This is a genomic window from Acinetobacter sp. BSP-28 (genome assembly GCF_044130285.1).
Classification (GTDB): Bacteria; Pseudomonadota; Gammaproteobacteria; order Pseudomonadales; family Moraxellaceae; genus Acinetobacter.
Genome location: NZ_JBIQOB010000004.1, coordinates 97,445 through 117,885, shown reverse-complemented (window position 1 = coordinate 117,885; position 20,441 = coordinate 97,445). Strand labels below are relative to the sequence as shown.

Sequence of the window (20,441 nt, the reverse complement as noted above, 5' to 3'; positions counted from 1 at the left end):
ACGCTTAATGCGTCTTTTTTTTACAGCCTTCTATTAGACCAGTTCTTTAAAACCTTGCTGACGCCAAGCTTCATATAAAATAACAGCAGTGGCGTTAGACAAGTTCAAGCTACGGGAGTTTGCTGCCATTGGCAAACGGATCCAGTGTTTTTCCGGAAACATCATACGAACGTTTTCAGGCAAACCACGTGTTTCAGGACCCATCAATAAAGCCACCGGACGGTTTAAATTTGAGGTATGCGGGGTTTCAAAACCTTTAGTGGTTAAGGGATAGATGGCATCATTATCAATCCCCTGTTCTTTTAAATGCGCCATACATTCTGCAAAGTTTTCCCAAACTTTCATATGCGCCCATTCATGATAGTCCAAACCTGCACGTCTCAGCTTCTTGTCATCAAGCTCAAATCCCAGCGGTTTGACCAAATGAAGTTGCGCACCGGTATTGGCACATAAACGAATGATATTCCCTGTGTTTGCGGGAATTTCTGGCTCGTATAAAACAACATGGATCACTGAATTTCTCTACTCTTTCAATGCAACAGGACTCGAATTAGCCTTGCCACTGTAATTGTTCGCGTAATTTTACCACTTCACCAATAATGGTCAGGGTGGGCGCTTGAATCTGATGTTCAGACACTTTTGAAGCAATATCTGCCAAAGTTCCGACCACTACTTTCTGTTCAGGCGTCGTCCCTTTGGAAATAAGTGCAACTGGCATATCTGGACGTTGACCATGCGCAATCAGCTGGGCACAGATTTTTTCCAGACCAACCAGGCCCATATACAATACCAAGGTCTGGTTTTCATAAACCAGCTCACTCCAAGGTAACTCCGGCGAGCCTTCTTTTAAATGTCCAGTCAGAAAGCGAACACTTTGCGCATAGTCACGATGGGTTAAAGGAATACCGGCATAAGCAGAACAGCCTGAAGCCGCAGTAATCCCGGGTACCACTTGGAAGGCTACACCCGCAGCAAACAGCTCCTGAATTTCTTCGCCACCACGACCAAAAATAAACGGATCACCGCCTTTCAAACGGCAGACACGCTTACCTTGGGCTGCATATTCCACCAAGAGTGCATTAATCCCCTCTTGAGGAACACTATGATTTGAACGGGCTTTACCCACATAAATCTTTTCCGCATCACGGCGGCATAAGTCCATAATTGCAGGTGAAACCAAACGGTCGTAAATAATAACATCTGCCTGTTGCATCAAACGCAATGCTTTTAAAGTCAACAGCTCAGGATCACCTGGTCCTGCGCCCACCAGGTAGACTTCCCCTTTAGGGGTTTTCCACTCCTGCAAGGCTTGTTCAATGAGGCGATCTGCTTCAGCAAGATTGTCATTAAACACCTGTTCTTTGAGCGGACTGGCATACAAGTCTTCCCAAAAAATACGGCGTTCATCCGGGTTTACAATTTTCGCTTTTACAGCAGCACGCCATTTTCCTGAAAAATCAGCAAGTCTACCCATTCCATGTGGAATGCTGGCTTCAAGCTGAGTTCGAATTTGACGGGATAAAACCGGGGATGTGCCATTGGTCGCAATAGATACCACCAAAGGCGAACGGTCGATAATGGCAGGAACCATAAAACGACAGTGTGGTGGATCATCGACACTATTCACCAATATTTTTTCAGCTTCACACGCTTCAAAAACTTGAATATTGGTCGCTTTATCATTGGTTGCCGCAATCACCAAACGGTAATCGCGTAACGGAATATCTGGACTAAAAGGCACTTGGACATATTGCCCTTGGCTGGTTTCAACAATCTCAAGCAAACTGCTTTCAATTTCAGGTGCAATCACGTGAATGACTGCGCCTGCCTTTGCCAAAAGTACCGCCTTACGGTAAGCAATATGTCCACCACCGACAATCAGACAAGGTTGCTGTTGCAACTTTAAAGAGATTGGAAAGATATCCACAAATGACCTCAATATTTTAAATCTGACTGTCTTAAGCAATTTTCATGCACAAAATTGTGCTATTCATCGTTTTATTGATCAATCCGAAGATTAATCAATAAATTCTGCACCACCCATATATGGACGAAGCACTTCAGGAATTTCAATCGAACCATCTGCACGCTGGTAGTTTTCCATCACCGCAAGCAAGGTACGACCAACAGCCAGACCTGAACCATTCAAGGTATGCACAAATTCAGTTTTCTTCTGGTCAACACGGTAGCGTGCTTTCATACGACGCGCCTGAAAGTCACCCATGCATGAACAGCTTGAAATTTCACGATAAGTATTTTGGCTCGGTACCCAAACTTCCAAATCATAAGTTTTGATTGCGCCAAAGCCCATATCACCACCACACAGGATGATTTTACGGTATGGCAAACCTAGCGCCTGTAAAATACCTTCTGCATGACCAGTCAATTCTTCTAAAGCCTGCATCGAATCTTCAGGTTTTACAATTTGCACCATCTCAACTTTGTCGAACTGGTGTTGACGAATCAAGCCACGGGTATCACGACCATACGAGCCCGCTTCACTACGGAAACATGGTGTATGAGCAGCATATTTAAGTGGTAAACGCTCTGGATCGACAATTTCATCACGGACGAAATTGGTTACAGGCACTTCGGCTGTCGGAATCAGGTAATATTCTTTTTCACCTTGTAATTTGAATAAATCTTCTTCAAATTTAGGTAATTGTCCTGTACCACGCAATGAATCAGCATTGACCAGATAAGGCACATAAGCTTCAGTATAACCATTTTTCAGGGTATGGGTATCGAGCATGAATTGGGTAAGCGCACGTTGTAAACGCGCCAATGGACCTTTAAGCACACTGAAACGCGTACCGGTCAATTTGGTCGCAGTTTCAAATTCCAAACCGCCCATCCATTCACCCAGGTCAGTATGATCTTTGATTTCAAAATCAAATTGACGCGGTGTGCCCCATTTTAAAATTTCAACGTTGTCGTCTTCATCTTTACCTTCAGGTACAGATTCATGCGGCATGTTGGGAATGCTTAAAGACTTGGTTTCAATTTCAGTTTGCAATTCAGCAAGTGCAACTTCTGCAGCTTTAATTTCATCACCAATAGCTGCCATACGCGCCATGATTTCAGATGCATCGCCACCAGATTTTTTAATTTGGCCAACTTGTTTAGCACCCGAATTACGTTCTGCCTGTAAAGCTTCAGTTTTTGACTGAAGCTCTTTACGGCGAGCTTCAAGTGAAGCCCACTCTTCTACATTCAGCTGTACACCACGTTTTGCCAAGGCTAAATTTACAGCCTCAATATTATTTCTGATTAATTTCGGGTCGATCATAGCCAATCTTTTGCAAAGAAAAAAACTGGCTATAGTGTAAGCGCTAAACACTAAAAAAGACAGTGATCGAGCAGACAGCTGTGGCTTATTAGAACAAATTTACCCGAATTAAGTTGAAATTATGGTGTTGGATACTTTGGCAAACTTGGCAGATATTCAGCTTTAATCAGTTTAGTGAGCGCAACATAAGGCAAGGTCAGCTCAGTCATGCCTTCTGCATAAGAAGCCAGCTCATATAAGGGATAAACAAAAACAATACCATTGGCACCATAGTAAAAATTATCACTTAATTTTAGCTTGTCTCTGTCTATACTGTGCTGCTCTAGCCAGATGCTGTTTGAATCATACAAAGCATTCAATAATTGTTGTTCTGTGCCTTTCAGCATAATATCTTCCAGTGCCAGACGCTTTTTGTTTTTTAAATCAAAATTGACAAATTCCTGATGATACATACCATGCGCTGCACCGGATGAATAGGTATAGGTCTGAATGGCAAAGGTTGCCCGGTCATACTGCTGACTGACAAAACGGATATAGGTCGAGCTTTGACTTAAATTGGGTGTGGCACCTTCGGAGGTATTGATCTTCTCATTGGGCGCTGTAGAAAACGCAATCGGATCGGCTTTTTTCACCCGATCGATAAAATAATCATCAATCCATTTCAGGTTGCTGTTAACCGTCTGAATCTCATACTGGGTACAACCTTCGGCATCGCACGCTTCAGGTTTAGTCAGTTTCACAGGAACAACCTTGGCTTGAATTAATGGAATTGTCTGAACACTTTCCTGCTTTGTGGTGCTTGCCTGTTCCTTTTGTGGTGCTGGCCGCTCCTGACAACCCACCATGACGAGTGCTGCCAAAGAAACAGGAAGTGCCCATAGCCATTGTTGATTCGTGCGTGTTTCCATTTTATTTTTACAACCTGAGACCCTTAGAATGCTCCTGCACTATACAAAGCCAAGTCACTGAATAAAATTTAAAATATGTATCTTTCACCATGTTGAGCTAAATAATCAGGTATTCGTATAAGAAATCACCTGATTTTAAGATAGATCCACCCAATTACCATGAAAGCCCAAAGGTACATGCGTACCCAGTACAATTTCCGCTTGAGGCTGAAGTGTTAAACCTTGCGCTTTCAAGATCACCACTTTGGAAGATTCTTTATTAATATGATGTACATAAGATAACAGGTAGCCCTCACCTTCTGCCGCATCAGCTGTCTCGGGAATAAATACCACTTCTCCCGTCACCCATTGCTCCCCATAGGCATACGTGTTTTTTTCCTGTGTATGCATGTCATGACAAATCAAATGATTGGCTTTGGTCATGATCATCGGGTCAAAACTCACAGTATAAATATATCGCTGTTTTTCACCTGTATAACGTTCATCAATTCGTGGGAATTCCTGCGCCTGTTCATCAATGACCTGGCGATCTACCGTATTGTGCTTCAGGTCAATGGTCCATCTTTCCAACTGTGTTTTTTGCTGCTCAAATGGACCCTGATGGGATTTTTTAAACATGTGGCGATGCACGACTACATCCAGAATAATCTGCTGTTGCTCGTTGCGGTAAGCATTTGCGGCATGGAAAATAAAACAAGGGTCTATAGGGATCCACTGTACTTCTTCAGCACACCCATATTTAGGCAAAATCCCAATGCGTGCAGCATGCTTTTCATTCCACTCATAAGGCAAAGCATTGCCCTTCATGAGTTGCTTGAAAGAGAACGTGACTGGTAAATCAAAAATTAGAACATCTTGCTCGGTAATGGCACAGTCATGAATCATGGGTCCATGCTGCACCGGAATTTTAGCCCAATGCAGCAACATTCCTTGCTGATCGATTACTTCATAATAAGCATGTTTAATATCCATCGCATCGTAACAAATGGCATGTAAATGTCCGGTCTTATTGTCTTTATGCGGATGAGCAATAAAGGGCAAGTCTGCATCTGTATTGAAAAAACGGTGCTCTTCTGTGTTCAGATTCAAATCTAGCCGTGCCGGCAAAGCGCCAGCTTCAACAGCAGCCCAAATTTTATCGGCATGATAAAAGGCATTGGTATTCACTACATCTCCTGGTCCGCGGCGAAAACCTGCCTTAACAGGCTCATGCTTTTGCTTTTGGATGGAATCCGTTTCGATATACTGACTTTTAAACCATTTGGCTTGGCCCTGTTCAATTTTTAAAGCATGCAGCATTCCGTCACCTGAAAACCAGTGATAGGCTTCTGGATTTCCAACATGAACTGGATTGGGTCCAATTCTTAACAATAGCCCGGTTAAGTGCTGTGGAATTTCACCGATCACCTGAAATTGGTGCTTTTCGACCTCATCCACAGGTCCAAATATTCCATGCAGATAGGGATTTTCTGCCTTATTTTTAGAGCTGATTTTTGATCTTTTTTGTAGCCAATTCACGCCCAAACTCATGGCTTTTTGACGATACGTATTGAATTTTGATTTTAATCTTGTAATACGCGGGTAATCCATGGATGGGACAACTGGATTGTTATTTTCCACTTTTTAATTCTCCTGAGTTTTTGTCTTTTTACTTTTTCTTTATTTTGGACAAGATTGATCTTGCTTATATTAATACTCAATCCTGATCACTAAATCTTGTCTTTAAGTATTGTGGATTGTAGTGTCTATGGCTCAGCTTGAACATATTTTTGCATGCTTATGCTTTATGACCAACAAGCGTCCATCGTTTTTTAGTCCCATACCCAATAAAAAAGCAGCCACCTAGGACTGCTTTTTATTTATAAATAAAACTTACTTAAATGATTATAAATCAACCTATTATTGATCAATAATATCGGTACCTTTAGGCGGTGTGAAATTAAAGGCTGATGAAGCAATGGATGGATTCAATTTCACATTATTGAAGCGCACATAGGTAGTTTGCCCCAATGAATCCTGCAAAATCATCAAACTTGGGGCCTTGTTCGCGCCAAAACTAATGGTCAAGCTCTGGAATGCACTGTCTTTAACTTTTGGATACAGTGTGTAATAGGTCTTGGCTTTATTCGGTTGAGTCACCCGATAAGACTTCATAATCTGACTGGTATTACCCGACAATAATAACGCAGGCGTATTTGCCACCTGTTCATCTAAACTTTGACGGACGGCTTGTTGTAAATCAGGATCATAAATCCATACAGTTTTACCCGAAGTCACAATAGTCTGTTTGGATGGACTGGTGGTTTCCCAGAAGAACTTGCCAGGACGCGCCACTTTCATCACCCCTTTAAAGGTCTGATTCATGTGTTGTCCAGTCAAGCCTTTTTTCTGTGGAGCTTTACCCGCAGAAGTCGCTTTTGTGGTTTGTTCAAAGTTAGCTGACAAAGTATGAATATTGCTTAACTGTTTTACCAAATTGTTCGTTGCTTGCTGCTCCGATGCTGCTACAGGTGCAGCAAAAACAGTTGTACTCATCACCGGTGCAAGTGTTGCAGCACCTAGGGTCATCGCACACAGGGTTTTACGAAGCATTTTCATATCATCACCTTTTTTATTTGCAGTATCGCAATTTGTTCAATGTGTCCATCTTAAACTAATTTTTATTTCTAATAATTGAGAAAATAAGAAGTTTTGTATTGTTATTAATAGCCAATGTAGATATTTCTACATCATGATGAAGATCTCGGTTTGTTTTGACTAATTTGCACACATAAAAAAACCCACATTAAATGTGGGTTTTTCGCACCATTAAAACTTATGCAGTTTCAACAGATACGTAGCGACGGCCAAACTGACCTTTCACTTCGAATTTGATCACGCCATCAGCGGTAGCAAATAAAGTATGGTCACGGCCCATACCTACGTTTGCACCAGCGTGGAATTCTGTACCACGTTGACGAACAATAATGTTACCAGCAGTCACAGCTTGACCACCGTACATTTTAACACCTAACATTTTAGGGTTTGAGTCACGACCGTTACGTGTCGATCCACCAGCCTTTTTAGTAGCCATGTTTCATAATCCTCGTAATTAGCCTGAAATAGCAGTAATTTTCAACTCGGTAAACCATTGACGGTGACCTTGTTGTTTACGGTAATGTTTACGACGACGCATTTTAACAATACGGATTTTGTCGTGACGACCGTGGCTAACTACTTCAGCAGTTACTGTAGCACCAGCAACAACTGGAGCACCAATTTGAATGCTTTCGCCGTTTACAAGCATTAATACGTCATCAAACGTAATAGTTGTACCAGTTTCAGCTTTCAATAATTCTACTTTAAGGGTTTCACCCTCAACCACACGGTGTTGTTTACCACCGCTTTGGATTACTGCGTACATAATGTACTCCAAACATGCCCGTGTCGTCGTGCCGATAAAGGAATATATCGATCTTAATACGAGCGCCACTGGGGGGATATATAAGGGCAAACATATTAAGTGATAATAAATCAAACAACAAGCGGTTTTAGCGTTTTTTTAAACTTTAATTCTGTCTAATTTATAAACAATCAAATTATTCATCAGAAATTGCTTTTACATCCAGACCTTACATTTTATAAAATGAAATAGATTTGTAAAATCAATTCGCTACTATAGACTAAGGAATTCCAACCCTGTCATGTAGCATATGTTTTTTATGATTCAGGACTCAATTAAAACCATTTGCTTAGTCAGGATTTAAGCAACTATATTAAGATCTTAGCTATATCATGAGATATAGTTGTTACACTAGATTACAAGCAATTCAATTTTAGAGGTTTCTCTTCACATGGCCATCGACTTCAAGCAAGACATTCTCGCTCCTGTTGCTTCAGATTTTGCTGCGATGGACACATTTATCAATGAAGGGATCACCTCAAAAGTTGCCTTGGTGATGGCAGTAAGTAAACACGTGGTAGAAGCAGGCGGCAAGCGCATGCGCCCAATCATGTGTTTATTGGCGGCCAAAGCCTGCGGCGCAGAAGATATCGAACGCCAGCGTAAACTGGCAGCCATTATTGAAATGCTACATACCGCAACTCTGGTGCATGATGATGTAGTGGATGAATCAGGCTTGCGCCGCGGTCGACCTACAGCCAATGCTACATGGAATAACCAGACTGCAGTTCTAGTCGGTGACTTTCTGATTTCGCGTGCTTTCGATTTGCTGGTCGATTTAAACGACATGACCTTACTAAAAGACTTTTCAACCGGTACCTGTGAAATCGCAGAAGGTGAAGTTTTGCAGCTGCAAGCACAGCATCAACCTGAAACCACCGAAAAAACTTATCTCGATATTATTCATGGCAAAACCTCCCGCCTGTTTGAACTGGCCACTGAAGGCGCTGCAATTTTATCGGGCACGCCACAATACCGTGAACCCTTACGTGTCTTTGCCGGTCACTTTGGCAACGCTTTCCAGATTATTGATGATATTTTAGACTACACTTCCGATGCTGAAACATTAGGTAAAAATATTGGTGATGATTTAATGGAAGGCAAACCGACTTTGCCATTAATCTCTGCCTTGCAAAAAACCACTGATGAAGAACATGAAATTGTTCGTTTAAGTATTGCCACTGGTGGTATTAACCATCTGGACCGTGTCATCGAGATTGTGCAAAGCTGTGGTGCCCTGGATTATTGCCGCCAACGTGCCACTGAAGAAACACAATTGGCTCTCAACGCTTTAGAGGCGCTTCCGAATACTGAATATCGCCAGGCATTGATTAATTTGACCCAGCTTGCCCTCAACCGGATTCAATAATGGGATTGGAAAAATATAGTTTTACCCCTCGCCTATGCATATAAATTTCAATGATCTATTTTTAAAAATGCAGGAGCAGCTTGAATCTCATCAGGCTGTTCTTGATGATTCGCTACTCATTGAGTTAGTAAACCGTATTCGACCAGATGATTCCACCAATCTCGACGAAATTAACAGCAAATTCCAAGCTTTCATCCAGACTCTGCTGATTACGCCACATGCGGTCATTACATTTCAGAATTTTATCTTAAAACTCATTAACCAATACAAGCAAACCAGTTTATATGCCGATACCGGTATTTTGTCTTTGGATGGTTTTTGGAATCAGCTCGCTCAGCGGCTAGGTGCTCACTTTCTCCCTCTGATTAATGATCAAAGCCAACTGCAGGATTTAGTCCGTCGCGTTTTTTATCAACGTAGTGACAAATACTGGCTGGATAGTATTGCCGATGAAGACTGGCAAAAGCTTTTTGGACTGATAAATCAGGGTCACAGCAATCAGCAAGAAAAACTTAAAATTAAAAGTGAGCTGATTAAAGCGATTACCGTTTTATCTTACCGGATTAGTGGCATTGGGCTGTATCCGGAATTTATTAATGCGCATCCGGAACTGACCGAATATGAATCACCTTTTCTGGCGCAAAACCGGGAAATCAATGAATTCATCCAGCATTACAAGGCGCTGTATCAAAATACCGATCCAATGGCCCTCATTGTTCCCCCTGATGCTTCTCAAGCTTTGGTGATGATTGAGCAATGCCGCGATGTGGTGTTAAAAATTCGTCGTGCCACCAAAAGAATTGGCGTGAGTTTAAGCCTGACTTATCTGCTGTCTTTACTAGAACAATGTCTAGACCGCATTGAACTGTTGATCAATCTGATTATGGATGAAGATCAGCTTCGCTATGAGTCTTTAGGCTTATTGATGGTCGATATCACCCATGCGATTTATAGTGAGCGCAGTGTGCGATCACTTTTAGCCGCCAATAGCGAACTGATTGCATTACAGGTCACAGAGAATGCCAGTAAAACGGGCGAACACTATGTAAGTACCGACAAGCAGGGTTTCTGGTCGATGTATAAATCGGCCGCAGGTGCAGGTGTCATTATTGCCACCATGGCCACCTTAAAAATATTAGCTGCACGACTGGCCATGGCACCGATCATGCAGGCCTTGGTCTTTAGCATGAATTATTCATTCGGATTTATGCTGATTCATGTCTTGCATTTTACCGTTGCCACCAAACAGCCAGCCATGACTGCAGCGGCGCTTGCAGCAACGGTACAACAGACCAAAGGTTCCAAAACTGCACAGATTGCTGAGCTTGCGGCACTGATCATTAATATTATCCGTACCCAGTTTATTGCCATTCTGGGTAATATTTCCATTGCCATTCCAACCGCTGCCGTCATTACCCTGCTCTGGCAATACGGCATGGATGAATCACTACTCAGCCATACTAAAGCTTCTCAGACCTTACATTCACTCAATCCATTTACCTCACTGGCTATTCCGCACGCAGCGATTGCCGGGGTTTGCCTATTCTTTTCAGGACTGATTGCAGGTTATTTTGACAACATGGCGGTGTACCGTAAGGTTGGTCCGCGTTTACAGGCCCATGCAAACTTAAAAATATTATTGGGGCAAGAACGTCTGAATACATTTGCCGCCTATATAGAGCGGAACTTAGGGGCTTTGGCCGGGAATTTCCTGTTTGGGATCATGCTCGGCAGCATGGGTACCATTGGTTTTATTTTAGGGCTGCCACTGGATATTCGCCATATTGCCTTTGCTTCAGCCAACTTTATTCAGGGTCTGATCTGTATTAATGGTAGTCCTGAAATTGGCTTGATTATTGTTTCATTCTTAGGCGTGTTATTAATTGGTTTGACCAACTTGTTTGTGAGTTTCAGTCTGACCATTATTGTGGCATTGCGTGCCCGCCGGGTTCGCTTTGAACAATGGAAGCCGTTGGCCAAACTGGTGCTCACCCACTTCCTGACCCGACCAAGTGACTTTTTTTGGCCACCGAAAACACCATTAGAAGTAGATGAATTTTCAACGCCGCAAAAATCTCCGCTGAAGTAATTTACTATTTTTGTTTTACTTCGCGTTAAAAAATCGGTAAAAAGAAAAGCATAATTTACACACACTTGAAATAAAGTGTACTGATGAGTACACTTTAACCATTAAATTAGTCATGCTTCAATCGGCTAAGATAACAAAGGTTCCTTACATGCCTTATCTGTTGCTTGGTGTAGGATTTTTCTTATTTATTTTCAGCATATTAATGTTTGTTACGCCATCCTTGAATCACTTCGACTGGGTGATGATTGAATGGCTGAGCCAGCATCGTAACGTGCCTTTAAATAGGATATTCATCACACTTTCAACTCTAGGAGGAATGCCATTTGTGTTATTTTTAACCACAATCTGGTGTTTACACCAAGCTTGGTATAAAAAATACACAAATGTTGTTTTTATTAGTTTGGGACTGATAGGAAGTAGTGCCACGGTTTGGCTGCTCAAATATTTGATTTCAAGACCTCGCCCACCCGAAATGTATCACCTTGTTCATAGTTATGGTGCTTCATTTCCCAGTGCTCATAGTATCTATGCCGCTGCTTTGGGCTGTCTTGCAATATATCTTAGCCAAAAACATCCGCAGCACCTGCTGATTTGCGTATGTGCATGTATATGGTTGTTACTCATGGGAATTTCAAGGGTATACCTTGGGGTACATTTCCCCTCTGATGTCTTGGCAGGTTGGAGCATAGGTTTTATTTGGATCACACTACTGTATCTGTTGTATGCCAAATTTAGCAGAGCGAAAACAAATTAGTTTTTAGATAAGAATCTAATCGAGGTGGAATAATGATGTCTGCAAAGCTATGGGCGCCCGCCCTTACCGCTTGCGCATTAGCAACAAGTATTGCACTTGTTGGTTGTAGCAAAGATCCCAAGGATGCGCAGCAAGCTGCAGCAGCCCAAAAAATGCCGCCAACTGAAGTCGGTGTCATCGTTGCTCAACCCCAAAGCGTAGAGCAATCGGTAGAACTTTCAGGTCGTATGACGGCATTTGAAATTTCTGAAGTCCGTCCACAAACCAGTGGTGTCATTCTTAAACGTCTATTCACTGAAGGCAGTTATGTGCGTGAAGGTCAAGCCCTCTATGAGCTGGATTCCCGCACCAACCGCGCAACATTTGACAATGCCAGAGCAGCATTATTACAACAAGAAGCGAATTTAAGTTCACTCAAAACCAAACTGAACCGTTATCAACAATTAGTTTCTAGCAATGCTATTTCTAAACAAGATTATGATGATTTAGTCGGTCAAGTGAATGTTGCTACAGCACAAGTTGCAGCAGCACGCGCCCAAGTGAAAAATGCTGAAGTTGATCTGGGTTATTCAACAATCCGTTCACCAATTTCAGGTCAAACCAACCGTTCTAGTGTTACTGCCGGTGCCTTGGTGACTGCAAATCAGACAGATCCCCTGGTGACTGTACAGCGTCTAGACCCGATTTATGTCGACATTAACCAGTCGAGTGCTGAATTGTTGCGTTTACGTCAGCAATTGAGCCAAGGCAGCTTGGGTAGCAGCAACAACACCAAAGTGAAGCTGAAACTTGAAGATGGTAGCTATTATCCAGTTGAAGGTCGCCTTGCATTCTCCGATGCCAGTGTGAATCCGGAAACCGGCACAGTGACTTTGCGCGCTGTGTTCCAGAACCCGAATCACTTATTGCTTCCAGGTATGTATGCAACTGCTCAAATTGTGCAAGGTGTCGTTCCTAATGCAATCCTGATTCCTCAAGCAGCGATTACCCGTACACCAACAGGCCAAGCGGTTGCCATGATTGTTAATGCCAAAGGTGTGGTTGAAACGCGTCCTGTAGAAACTTCTGGTGTTCAGGGTAAAGACTGGATTGTGACCAAAGGCTTGCAAACAGGTGAAAAAGTAATTGTTGATGGTATTGCCAAGGTGAAAGAAGGTGCAACTGTGGTTGCCAAACCTTATCAGCCTCAAGCTGCGGCACCTCAGGGTGCAGGCCAACCTGCTGCAGAAGCAAATAAAGCAGGCAAACCAGCCGATCAGGCACAACCTAAAACTGAACAAAAAGCTACTTCAAATGCATAAGGGGTAGACTAGATGGCTCACTTTTTTATTCATCGCCCGATCTTTGCATGGGTGATTGCATTGGTCATTATGCTGGCGGGTATTTTAACCCTCAGCAAAATGCCCATTGCACAATATCCAACTATTGCCCCGCCGACGGTGACCATTGCTGCGACCTATCCAGGTGCGTCTGCTGAAACTGTAGAAAACACAGTGACGCAGATCATTGAGCAGCAAATGAATGGTCTGGATGGCTTACGTTATATTTCGTCCAACAGTGCCGGTAATGGCCAGGCTTCAATTGCCTTGAACTTCGAACAAGGGGTTGATCCCGATATCGCTCAAGTTCAGGTACAAAACAAATTACAGTCAGCAACTGCCCTGCTCCCTGAAGATGTACAACGTCAGGGTGTAAAAGTGACTAAATCGGGTGCCAGTTTCCTGCAAGTGATCGCATTCTACTCACCGGATGGCTCACTTTCTGATGCCGACATTAAAGACTACGTAAACTCGAATATTTCTGAACCATTAAGCCGTGTGGCGGGTGTGGGTGAAGTACAGGTGTTTGGTGGTTCATATGCCATGCGTATCTGGCTGGATCCTGCGAAACTCAGCAGTTATCAGCTGACTCCAAGTGATGTCGTTACTGCTCTTCGTACCCAAAACGCACAGGTTGCCGTGGGGCAATTAGGCGGGGCACCGGCTGTTGAAGGTCAAGCGCTGAATGCGACTGTAAACGCGCAAAGTCTTTTACAGACACCAGAACAGTTCCGTAACATTTTACTGAAAAATGTCGGTTCTGGCGCAAAAGTAACTTTGGGTGATGTCGCTAAAGTTGAATTAGGCTCTGACACTTATCAGTTCACTTCTAAATTCAACGGCAAACCTGCTGGCGGTGTAGCGATTAAATTGGCTACAGGTGCAAACGCACTAGATACAGCAACTGCGGTAGAAGAGCGCTTACAACAACTGCGCAAAAACTACCCAAGTGGTTTAAAAGACCAGTTGGCGTTTGATACCACTCCATTTATCAAACTTTCGATTGAAAGTGTGGTTCACACTCTAGTTGAAGCTATTGTTCTGGTATTCCTGGTCATGTTCCTGTTCTTGCAGAACTGGCGTGCAACCATTATTCCAACCATGGCCGTGCCTGTGGTGGTGTTGGGTACATTCGCGATTATCAACCTGTTCGGCTTCTCCATTAATACCCTGACCATGTTTGCTATGGTACTGGCAATTGGTTTGCTGGTGGATGATGCGATTGTTGTGGTCGAAAACGTTGAACGGGTGATGCAGGAAGATCATCTCGACCCTGTCACGGCGACTGAAAAGTCGATGAGTCAGATTTCAGGGGCATTAATCGGTATTACCACGGTATTAACCGCGGTATTTGTACCCATGGCTTTCTTTAGCGGAACGACCGGTGTAATTTACCGTCAGTTCTCGATTACGCTCGTGACGGCGATGATTCTGTCATTAATTGTGGCACTGACCTTTACGCCTGCACTGTGTGCAACTTTGCTCAAACAGCATGAGAAAGATAAACCGGAAAGCAACGGTATTTTTGCCCGCTTCTTCCGCTGGTTTAACCACAGTTTTGACCGCATGTCACATGGCTACCAAAATTGGGTAGGCAAACTGCTGATTCACAAAATCATTGCAGGTGTCATTTATGCTGTGGTGATTGCAGGTCTGTTATTCATGTTCAAGAACCTGCCGAGTTCATTCTTACCGGACGAAGACCAAGGTGTGGTCATGACCCTGGTTCAGCTTCCACCGAATGCGACACTTGACCGTACAGAGAAAGTTATTGATCAAATGACTGGCTTCTTTATGGAAGGTGAAAAAGCCAATGTCGATTCTGTATTCAGTGTTGCAGGCTTCTCGTTCACGGGTGTAGGCCAGAATGCTGGTTTGGCTTTCATTAAACTGAAAGACTGGAGTGACCGTACAACACCTGAATCTCAAATTGGGGCCATTATCCAGCGTGGTATGGCCTTGAACGTGATTGCTAAAGATGCCTCTTATGTGATGCCGTTGCAGCTTCCTGCAATGCCGGAGCTGGGTGTTTCTGCCGGCTTTAACTTGCAGTTGAAAGATGCTGCGGGTAATGGTCATGAAAAACTGATCACTGCACGTAACATGATCCTGGGCATGGCTGCACAAGACAAACGCCTTGCCGGTGTGCGTCCGAACGGTCAGGAAGATACGCCACAATACAAAATTTATGTCGATAATGAAAAAGCCAGCGCTATGGGCGTCAGCATTTCTGAAATCAACAGCACCATGAGTATTACGTGGGGTGGTTCATACATTAATGACTTTATTGACCGCGGTCGCGTGAAAAAAGTCTATGTTCAAGGTGTACCTGATGCGCGTATGATGCCGGAAGACTTAAACAAGTGGTACGTACGTAACAACCTGGGACAAATGGTTCCGTTCTCTGCTTTTGCAACAGGTGAATGGACTTATGGTTCGCCACGTCTTGAACGTTATAACGGTATTTCATCAGTCAACATTCAAGGTACTCCTGCACCGGGCGTCAGCTCTGGTGATGCGATGCTTGCAATGGAAGAAATCATTGCCAAACTTCCGCAAATGGGGATGAGTGGTTTTGACTATGAATGGACAGGTTTATCTCTAGAAGAACGTGAAGCAGGTTCGCAAACTGCGAGTCTTTATGCACTTTCTATGTTAATCGTGTTCTTGTGTCTTGCTGCCTTGTATGAAAGCTGGTCTATTCCATTCTCGGTACTTTTGGTGATTCCTTTAGGTATCTTGGGTGCAGTTGGCTTAACGTTCTTGGGCATGGTGGTGCTGAAAGATCCTAACTTGTCGAATAACATCTACTTCCAGGTTGCGATTATTGCAGTTATTGGTTTGGCTGCGAAAAATGCCATCTTGATTGTCGAATTCGCCAAGGAACTGCAGGAAGATAAAGGCGAGCCTTTACTTGAAGCAACGCTGCATGCAGCAAAAATGCGTTTACGTCCAATCATCATGACCACCCTTGCCTTCGGTTTTGGTGTACTTCCGCTTGCCCTTGCTACAGGTGCAGGTGCAGGTAGCCAGCACTCGGTAGGTTACGGTGTACTGGGTGGTGTCATCAGTTCGACTTTATTGGGTATCTTCTTTATTCCTGTGTTCTACGTATGGATTCGAAGTATCTTTAAATACAAACCTAAAAAACCAAATAATCAGGAGCAAGCATCGTGATGCAAAAGGTATGGTCTATTTCAGGTCGTAGCATTGCGGTATCTGCACTTGCGCTTGCTTTGACTGCATGTCAAAGCATGCGTGGCCCAGAGCCCGTAGCTCAAGCAAATATTCCAGAACAGGGTTATTTAACCGCGAGTTCTGGACCTTCAATTGCTGAACAAGGTTATAAAGACTTTTTTGCCGATCAACGCTTGCTTCAAGTGCTTGATCTGGCATTGGCCAATAACCGCGATTTGCGTACTTCAACCTTGAATATTCAACGTGCGCAGCAACAGTATCAGATTACCCAGAACAACCAGCTGCCAACCATTGGTGCCAGTGGCAGTGTGCTTCGTCAAGACACGCTCAACACCGGCGCCATGACCAGCTACAATGTTGGTCTGGGTGTGACTGCCTATGAGCTGGACTTCTGGGGTCGTGTGCGCAGCTTAAAAGACAATGCTTTAGATACGTATTTAGCGACTTCAAGTGCGCGTGATGCGACTCAAATTGCGTTGATTGGTCAGGTTGCTCAAGCCTGGTTGAACTACTCGTTTGCCAATGCAAATTTAAAACTTGCCGACCAGACATTAAAAGCTCAGCTTGAGTCTTATAATCTCAACAAAAAACGTTTCGATGTCGGTATCGACAGTGAAGTTCCTGTTCGTCAGGCACAGATTTCTGTAGAAACGGCTCGTAACGATGTTGCCAATTACAAGACCCAGATTGCCCAAGCACAGAACCTGCTTAACCTGCTTGTCGGTCAAGCGGTTCCTGCCAATTTGCTGCCGACTCAGCGTGTCACACGTATCAGTCAGAGCAATGCCATTGGTGCCGGTTTACCAAGTGACTTGTTAAATAATCGTCCCGACATTCGTGCTGCGGAATATAAACTGTCTGCGGCGGGTGCCAATATTGGTGCAGCTAAAGCACGCATGTTCCCGACCATCAGTTTGACCGGCAATGCAGGCTATGCTTCAACCAGCTTAAGTGACCTGTTTAAATCAGGTGGATTTGTCTGGTCAGTGGGTCCGAGTATCGACCTTCCAATCTTCGATTGGGGTACGCGTAAAGCCAACATCAAGATTTCAGAAACAGATCAGCAAATTGCCTTATCTGACTATGAAAAATCAATTCAGTCCGCTTTCCGCGAAGTGAATGATGCTTTGGCAGTACGTCAAAATATTGGTGACCGTCTGGCAGCGCAGCGCCGTCTGGTGGATGCAACCAATACCACTTACCGATTGTCGAATGCCCGCTTCCGTGCCGGTATTGACAGTTACTTGACGGTACTGGATGCGCAACGTGCATCATATGCAGCTGAACAAGGTTTATTGTTGCTTGAACAAGCCAACATGAATAACCAGGTTGAATTGTATAAAACACTCGGTGGCGGGCTGAAAGCCAACACCGGTGATGCCGTTCAACAAGCACCTTCTTCAGCTGAACGTAAAGCGGCAAACAGCGCTCAGTAATGTTCAAATATGATAAAAAAGCCTGCACCATGCAGGCTTTTTTATTGCTTTTTTAAACATGATTTCCTATCTTCACTAAACCCTATTTCATTTGAATATCAAAACATGCTGCTGAGTAATTTAGAATCTGTTCCGGGTCATACCATTATTCGTCAACTGGATGTGGTCTATGGCAGCACCGTGCGTAGTAAACATGTGGGACGTGACCTGCTTGCAGGCTTAAAAAACATTGTCGGTGGTGAACTCACTGCCTACACTGAACTGCTGGAAGAATCGCGCCAGGAAGCCATGAACCGTATGATTGCAAAAGCTCAATCCATGGGTGCCAATGCCGTGGTGGGTATCCGTTTTTCTACTTCGAATATTGCCCAAGGTGCTTCGGAACTTTTTGTTTATGGCACAGCAGTGATTGTAGAACCAAACATTCCTAAACTTCCTGATCCATTTCAAACACAGGCCTAAGTTATGGATGGCTTGATTTTCCAGATTGCTGTTTTTGCCCTTTTATTTGCAATAGGCTTTGGTTTTGGCAGATATAACGAACGTAAGCACCTAGATTCACTGGCCGAAAATGAACGGCGTTTGGCCTATATCACATTGGATAACAGCCGTTTTAAGACGTCTACACACCCAGGGCAACTGGTGAGCAGCAATGTAGTCATTTCCCATGATTACTTTAAATATGTGATTGCCAATATCCAGAATTTTTTTGGTGGCCGTTTAACCAGTTATGAAAGTATCGTCGAACGTGCTCGCCGTGAAGCAGTTGTTCGCTTAAAACTGGAAGCAGAAAAAATTGGTGCAACCCATATTATGGGCTTACGCCTTAGTACCACTGAACTGGGCATGCAAGGTGGGATGGTTGAAGTGTTTGCTTATGGGACGGCGATTCAATCATAAATCCTGCACAACCATCTCTATATTTCATTAACTTTCAAATAGCAGAGCTCCTCCGTTTTTTAAAGGTGAGTATCCTCGAAATATATTTCGAGTGCGCAAGGGAGGGATTATATCGTGACTAACATTTTACTATTTAAAATCCCCCTAAATCCCCCTTTTACAAAGGGGGACTTTAAAGCTTCTTCCTTTAGAAACGAGGGAGCTTTAATTATTTCACATTAGCCTTGCGGATCATTTTATACAGGGTACTTGGCGATAAGCGTGACATCCATACTCCCAGTTTTTCTTTGGTGCCACCCACCACAATGTATTCTTCACCATTCAGCAAAGCACTCACCACTGTTTTGGCAAATACTTCTGGCTCTAAACCATTTTCAATGGCTTCATCCTGATGCCCTTGTGGTTTGCCCGCGCCATTTAAGGCATTGAAAGACACATTGGTTTTGACAAAGCCCGGAAAAATCACCGAGACATCGACGCCATCCTGCGCCACTTCAGCGCGCAAGCTGTTAGCCCACATATGAATCGCAGCTTTTGCTGCTGAATACGAGGCACGGTACTGGGTGCCCAAAAGTCCTGCCACACTGGACACAAAGGCAATACGACCGGACTTCTGTTTAAGGAAAGTCGGTAAAACTGTTTTGGTCAGAAACACTTGCGAGAAGTAATCCACTTCCATGATTGCACGTTCAGTTTGCATGGTGGTATCGGCAATCAGGGCACGCTGGCTTAAACCTGCATTATTGATTAGCCAGTCAATACGCCCTTTCTGACTTAGCACTTGCTCATAAGCATGACGAACCTGATTTTCATCGGTAATATCGGCACTGACACAAAGATGCTGATCAGGATTGCTCAAGCTTAAACGGACATTTTCCAGTTCATCTATACGGCGTGCAGTCAGTACGACCTGTGCACCCTGCAAAGCACACTCCTGAGCAAGAGCCTTGCCTAAACCTGAAGATGCACCGGTAATCCATACCACTTGGTTGTTTAAACTGTCCTGCTGCGCCATGTTATGTTTCCTGTTTTAAATTAGGTTTCAAAATTGTTTGATCTGTCAGTTTTAGGCTCTTGATTCAAAAACATCAGAAAATGATCAAGGTAACGATGAGTTTCTTGTGCATCGTAATAAGCACCCAGTTTTTCCAGACGTTTATAGCCCATTTGCGTGGTTAAGCTAATCACGCCATTTAAGGTTTTATCAACCACCAAATTGAATTTCAACATTTTTTTAGGCTCACGTACCAAATACGTCACGCCTTGATCGACCATTTCGGTAAAAGCTTTCAAGGCAGGTGAAACGTATTGGCTATTTCCACTCTTTACCTGTTCTACACAACCTAGCAGTTCTACGACCAGCACATGATCTACACGATAAGAAATATAGTGTTGGTCATTTTTTTCATGTGCCATTTCAATTAAATAATTAACCATTGGAATTAAACGGTCATTGCCAAAAAATGACACCGACCATGGCATATATTTACGTACCGTATCTAAAATCTGCTGTACCACTTTGTCTGACTCTCGGTCACTCGAGGTGGATAAACGCGAAATTTCACCAAAAACCTGATCCACAATTTCACAGGAGATATCTGCCAGCACCTCACCCAGCGGTTTCGCCAAACTTTCAGTTTTGCCTTCATTCAGTTGCTGGTGAATCTGCTGGAATCGTTGGTGGGTTTCTGCTTTTAATTTTAAAGAAATTAAATAACTCATAATAATTATCTCCCT

The 20,441-nt window shown here is 43.5% G+C and carries 18 protein-coding genes; 8 read left to right on the top strand and 10 right to left on the bottom strand.

Annotation, left to right across the window (positions count from 1 at the left end; all coding sequences use genetic code 11):
- Positions 1-33: 33 nt before the first annotated feature.
- From ACE01R_RS04140 to rplU, 8 genes are all read right to left on the bottom strand, one after another.
- The gene (locus tag ACE01R_RS04140; protein WP_395546808.1) at positions 34-513 is read right to left on the bottom strand and encodes a tRNA (cytidine(34)-2'-O)-methyltransferase; all 480 of its coding nucleotides are present in this window, start codon (positions 511-513) and stop codon (positions 34-36) included.
- A 37-nt stretch (positions 514-550) separates the two neighbouring features.
- Positions 551-1,927: a siroheme synthase CysG gene (cysG, locus tag ACE01R_RS04135; protein ID WP_395546806.1), complete on the bottom strand. Its 1,377-nt coding sequence runs from the start codon at positions 1,925-1,927 to the stop codon at positions 551-553.
- Positions 1,928-2,017: 90 nt separating this feature from the next.
- Positions 2,018-3,289 carry a serine--tRNA ligase gene (serS, locus tag ACE01R_RS04130; RefSeq protein WP_395546797.1) on the bottom strand — a complete coding sequence of 424 codons (1,272 nt, stop codon included), beginning with the start codon at positions 3,287-3,289 and terminating at the stop codon, positions 2,018-2,020.
- Between the two features lie 119 nt (positions 3,290-3,408).
- Positions 3,409-4,197, bottom strand: coding sequence for a DUF3298 domain-containing protein (locus ACE01R_RS04125; protein ID WP_395546771.1), 789 nt, complete (start codon positions 4,195-4,197; stop codon positions 3,409-3,411).
- A gap of 135 nt (positions 4,198-4,332) precedes the next feature.
- Positions 4,333-5,817: a carotenoid oxygenase family protein gene (locus ACE01R_RS04120; protein ID WP_395546744.1), complete on the bottom strand. Its 1,485-nt coding sequence runs from the start codon at positions 5,815-5,817 to the stop codon at positions 4,333-4,335.
- A 279-nt stretch (positions 5,818-6,096) separates the two neighbouring features.
- Positions 6,097-6,795 (bottom strand): outer membrane lipoprotein chaperone LolA, encoded by a 699-nt coding sequence (gene lolA, locus ACE01R_RS04115; protein WP_395546719.1) that lies wholly within the window; start codon positions 6,793-6,795, stop codon positions 6,097-6,099.
- A gap of 217 nt (positions 6,796-7,012) precedes the next feature.
- On the bottom strand, positions 7,013-7,270 hold the full coding sequence (gene rpmA, locus ACE01R_RS04110; RefSeq protein WP_092819748.1) for a 50S ribosomal protein L27: 258 nt from the start codon (positions 7,268-7,270) through the stop codon (positions 7,013-7,015).
- A gap of 18 nt (positions 7,271-7,288) precedes the next feature.
- Positions 7,289-7,600: a 50S ribosomal protein L21 gene (rplU, locus tag ACE01R_RS04105; protein ID WP_086196864.1), complete on the bottom strand. Its 312-nt coding sequence runs from the start codon at positions 7,598-7,600 to the stop codon at positions 7,289-7,291.
- 430 nt (positions 7,601-8,030) lie between these two features.
- Between rplU and sdsA the strand changes: the two genes are divergently transcribed.
- The 8 genes from sdsA to ACE01R_RS04065 all read left to right on the top strand — a co-directional run bounded on the left by sdsA (position 8,031) and on the right by ACE01R_RS04065 (position 18,704).
- Positions 8,031-9,008, top strand: a complete 978-nt coding sequence (gene sdsA / locus ACE01R_RS04100; RefSeq protein WP_395546715.1) for an All-trans-nonaprenyl-diphosphate synthase — start codon at positions 8,031-8,033, stop codon at positions 9,006-9,008.
- Positions 9,009-9,042: 34 nt separating this feature from the next.
- Complete coding sequence (locus ACE01R_RS04095) at positions 9,043-11,097, top strand: site-specific recombinase (RefSeq protein WP_395546713.1); 2,055 nt, start codon at positions 9,043-9,045, stop codon at positions 11,095-11,097.
- Positions 11,098-11,245: 148 nt separating this feature from the next.
- Positions 11,246-11,851 carry a phosphatase PAP2 family protein gene (locus tag ACE01R_RS04090; RefSeq protein ID WP_395546711.1) on the top strand — a complete coding sequence of 202 codons (606 nt, stop codon included), beginning with the start codon at positions 11,246-11,248 and terminating at the stop codon, positions 11,849-11,851.
- Positions 11,852-11,883: 32 nt separating this feature from the next.
- On the top strand, positions 11,884-13,152 hold the full coding sequence (locus ACE01R_RS04085) for an AdeA/AdeI family multidrug efflux RND transporter periplasmic adaptor subunit (RefSeq protein WP_395546708.1): 1,269 nt from the start codon (positions 11,884-11,886) through the stop codon (positions 13,150-13,152).
- A gap of 12 nt (positions 13,153-13,164) precedes the next feature.
- Positions 13,165-16,347 carry an efflux RND transporter permease subunit gene (locus ACE01R_RS04080; RefSeq protein ID WP_395546687.1) on the top strand — a complete coding sequence of 1,061 codons (3,183 nt, stop codon included), beginning with the start codon at positions 13,165-13,167 and terminating at the stop codon, positions 16,345-16,347.
- Positions 16,347-17,804, top strand: coding sequence for a multidrug efflux RND transporter AdeIJK outer membrane channel subunit AdeK (adeK, locus tag ACE01R_RS04075; protein ID WP_395547945.1), 1,458 nt, complete (start codon positions 16,347-16,349; stop codon positions 17,802-17,804). The genes ACE01R_RS04080 and adeK overlap by 1 nt, the downstream gene beginning before the upstream one ends.
- A 105-nt stretch (positions 17,805-17,909) precedes the next feature.
- A complete protein-coding gene (locus ACE01R_RS04070; protein WP_395546685.1) occupies positions 17,910-18,266 on the top strand; it encodes a YbjQ family protein in 357 nt (118 codons plus the stop codon).
- Positions 18,267-18,269: 3 nt separating this feature from the next.
- Positions 18,270-18,704 (top strand): YbjQ family protein, encoded by a 435-nt coding sequence (locus ACE01R_RS04065; RefSeq protein ID WP_395546683.1) that lies wholly within the window; start codon positions 18,270-18,272, stop codon positions 18,702-18,704.
- A 208-nt stretch (positions 18,705-18,912) separates the two neighbouring features.
- Here ACE01R_RS04065 and ACE01R_RS04060 read toward each other — a convergent pair whose 3' ends face one another.
- Together ACE01R_RS04060 and ACE01R_RS04055 are read right to left on the bottom strand one after the other, a co-directional pair.
- Positions 18,913-19,719, bottom strand: coding sequence for an SDR family oxidoreductase (locus ACE01R_RS04060; RefSeq protein ID WP_395546681.1), 807 nt, complete (start codon positions 19,717-19,719; stop codon positions 18,913-18,915).
- Positions 19,720-19,739: 20 nt separating this feature from the next.
- A complete protein-coding gene (locus ACE01R_RS04055) occupies positions 19,740-20,426 on the bottom strand; it encodes a hypothetical protein (protein ID WP_395546680.1) in 687 nt (228 codons plus the stop codon).
- Between the last annotated feature and the right edge of the window lie 15 nt (positions 20,427-20,441).

Bases quoted from the DNA above. Each gene is read 5' to 3' on its own strand.
- adeK (WP_395547945.1), top strand. From the start codon at position 16,347: ATGCAAAAGGTATGGTCTATTTCAGGTCGTAGCATTGCGGTATCTGCA.
- ACE01R_RS04080 (WP_395546687.1), top strand. From the start codon at position 13,165: ATGGCTCACTTTTTTATTCATCGCCCGATCTTTGCATGGGTGATTGCA.
- sdsA (WP_395546715.1), top strand. From the start codon at position 8,031: ATGGCCATCGACTTCAAGCAAGACATTCTCGCTCCTGTTGCTTCAGAT.
- ACE01R_RS04065 (WP_395546683.1), top strand. From the start codon at position 18,270: ATGGATGGCTTGATTTTCCAGATTGCTGTTTTTGCCCTTTTATTTGCA.
- ACE01R_RS04060 (WP_395546681.1), bottom strand. From the start codon at position 19,719: ATGGCGCAGCAGGACAGTTTAAACAACCAAGTGGTATGGATTACCGGT.
- ACE01R_RS04125 (WP_395546771.1), bottom strand. From the start codon at position 4,197: ATGGAAACACGCACGAATCAACAATGGCTATGGGCACTTCCTGTTTCT.
- ACE01R_RS04090 (WP_395546711.1), top strand. From the start codon at position 11,246: ATGCCTTATCTGTTGCTTGGTGTAGGATTTTTCTTATTTATTTTCAGC.
- lolA (WP_395546719.1), bottom strand. From the start codon at position 6,795: ATGAAAATGCTTCGTAAAACCCTGTGTGCGATGACCCTAGGTGCTGCA.
- rpmA (WP_092819748.1), bottom strand. From the start codon at position 7,270: ATGGCTACTAAAAAGGCTGGTGGATCGACACGTAACGGTCGTGACTCA.
- ACE01R_RS04070 (WP_395546685.1), top strand. From the start codon at position 17,910: ATGCTGCTGAGTAATTTAGAATCTGTTCCGGGTCATACCATTATTCGT.
- ACE01R_RS04085 (WP_395546708.1), top strand. From the start codon at position 11,884: ATGATGTCTGCAAAGCTATGGGCGCCCGCCCTTACCGCTTGCGCATTA.
- ACE01R_RS04055 (WP_395546680.1), bottom strand. From the start codon at position 20,426: ATGAGTTATTTAATTTCTTTAAAATTAAAAGCAGAAACCCACCAACGA.
- ACE01R_RS04095 (WP_395546713.1), top strand. From the start codon at position 9,043: ATGCATATAAATTTCAATGATCTATTTTTAAAAATGCAGGAGCAGCTT.
- serS (WP_395546797.1), bottom strand. From the start codon at position 3,289: ATGATCGACCCGAAATTAATCAGAAATAATATTGAGGCTGTAAATTTA.
- rplU (WP_086196864.1), bottom strand. From the start codon at position 7,600: ATGTACGCAGTAATCCAAAGCGGTGGTAAACAACACCGTGTGGTTGAG.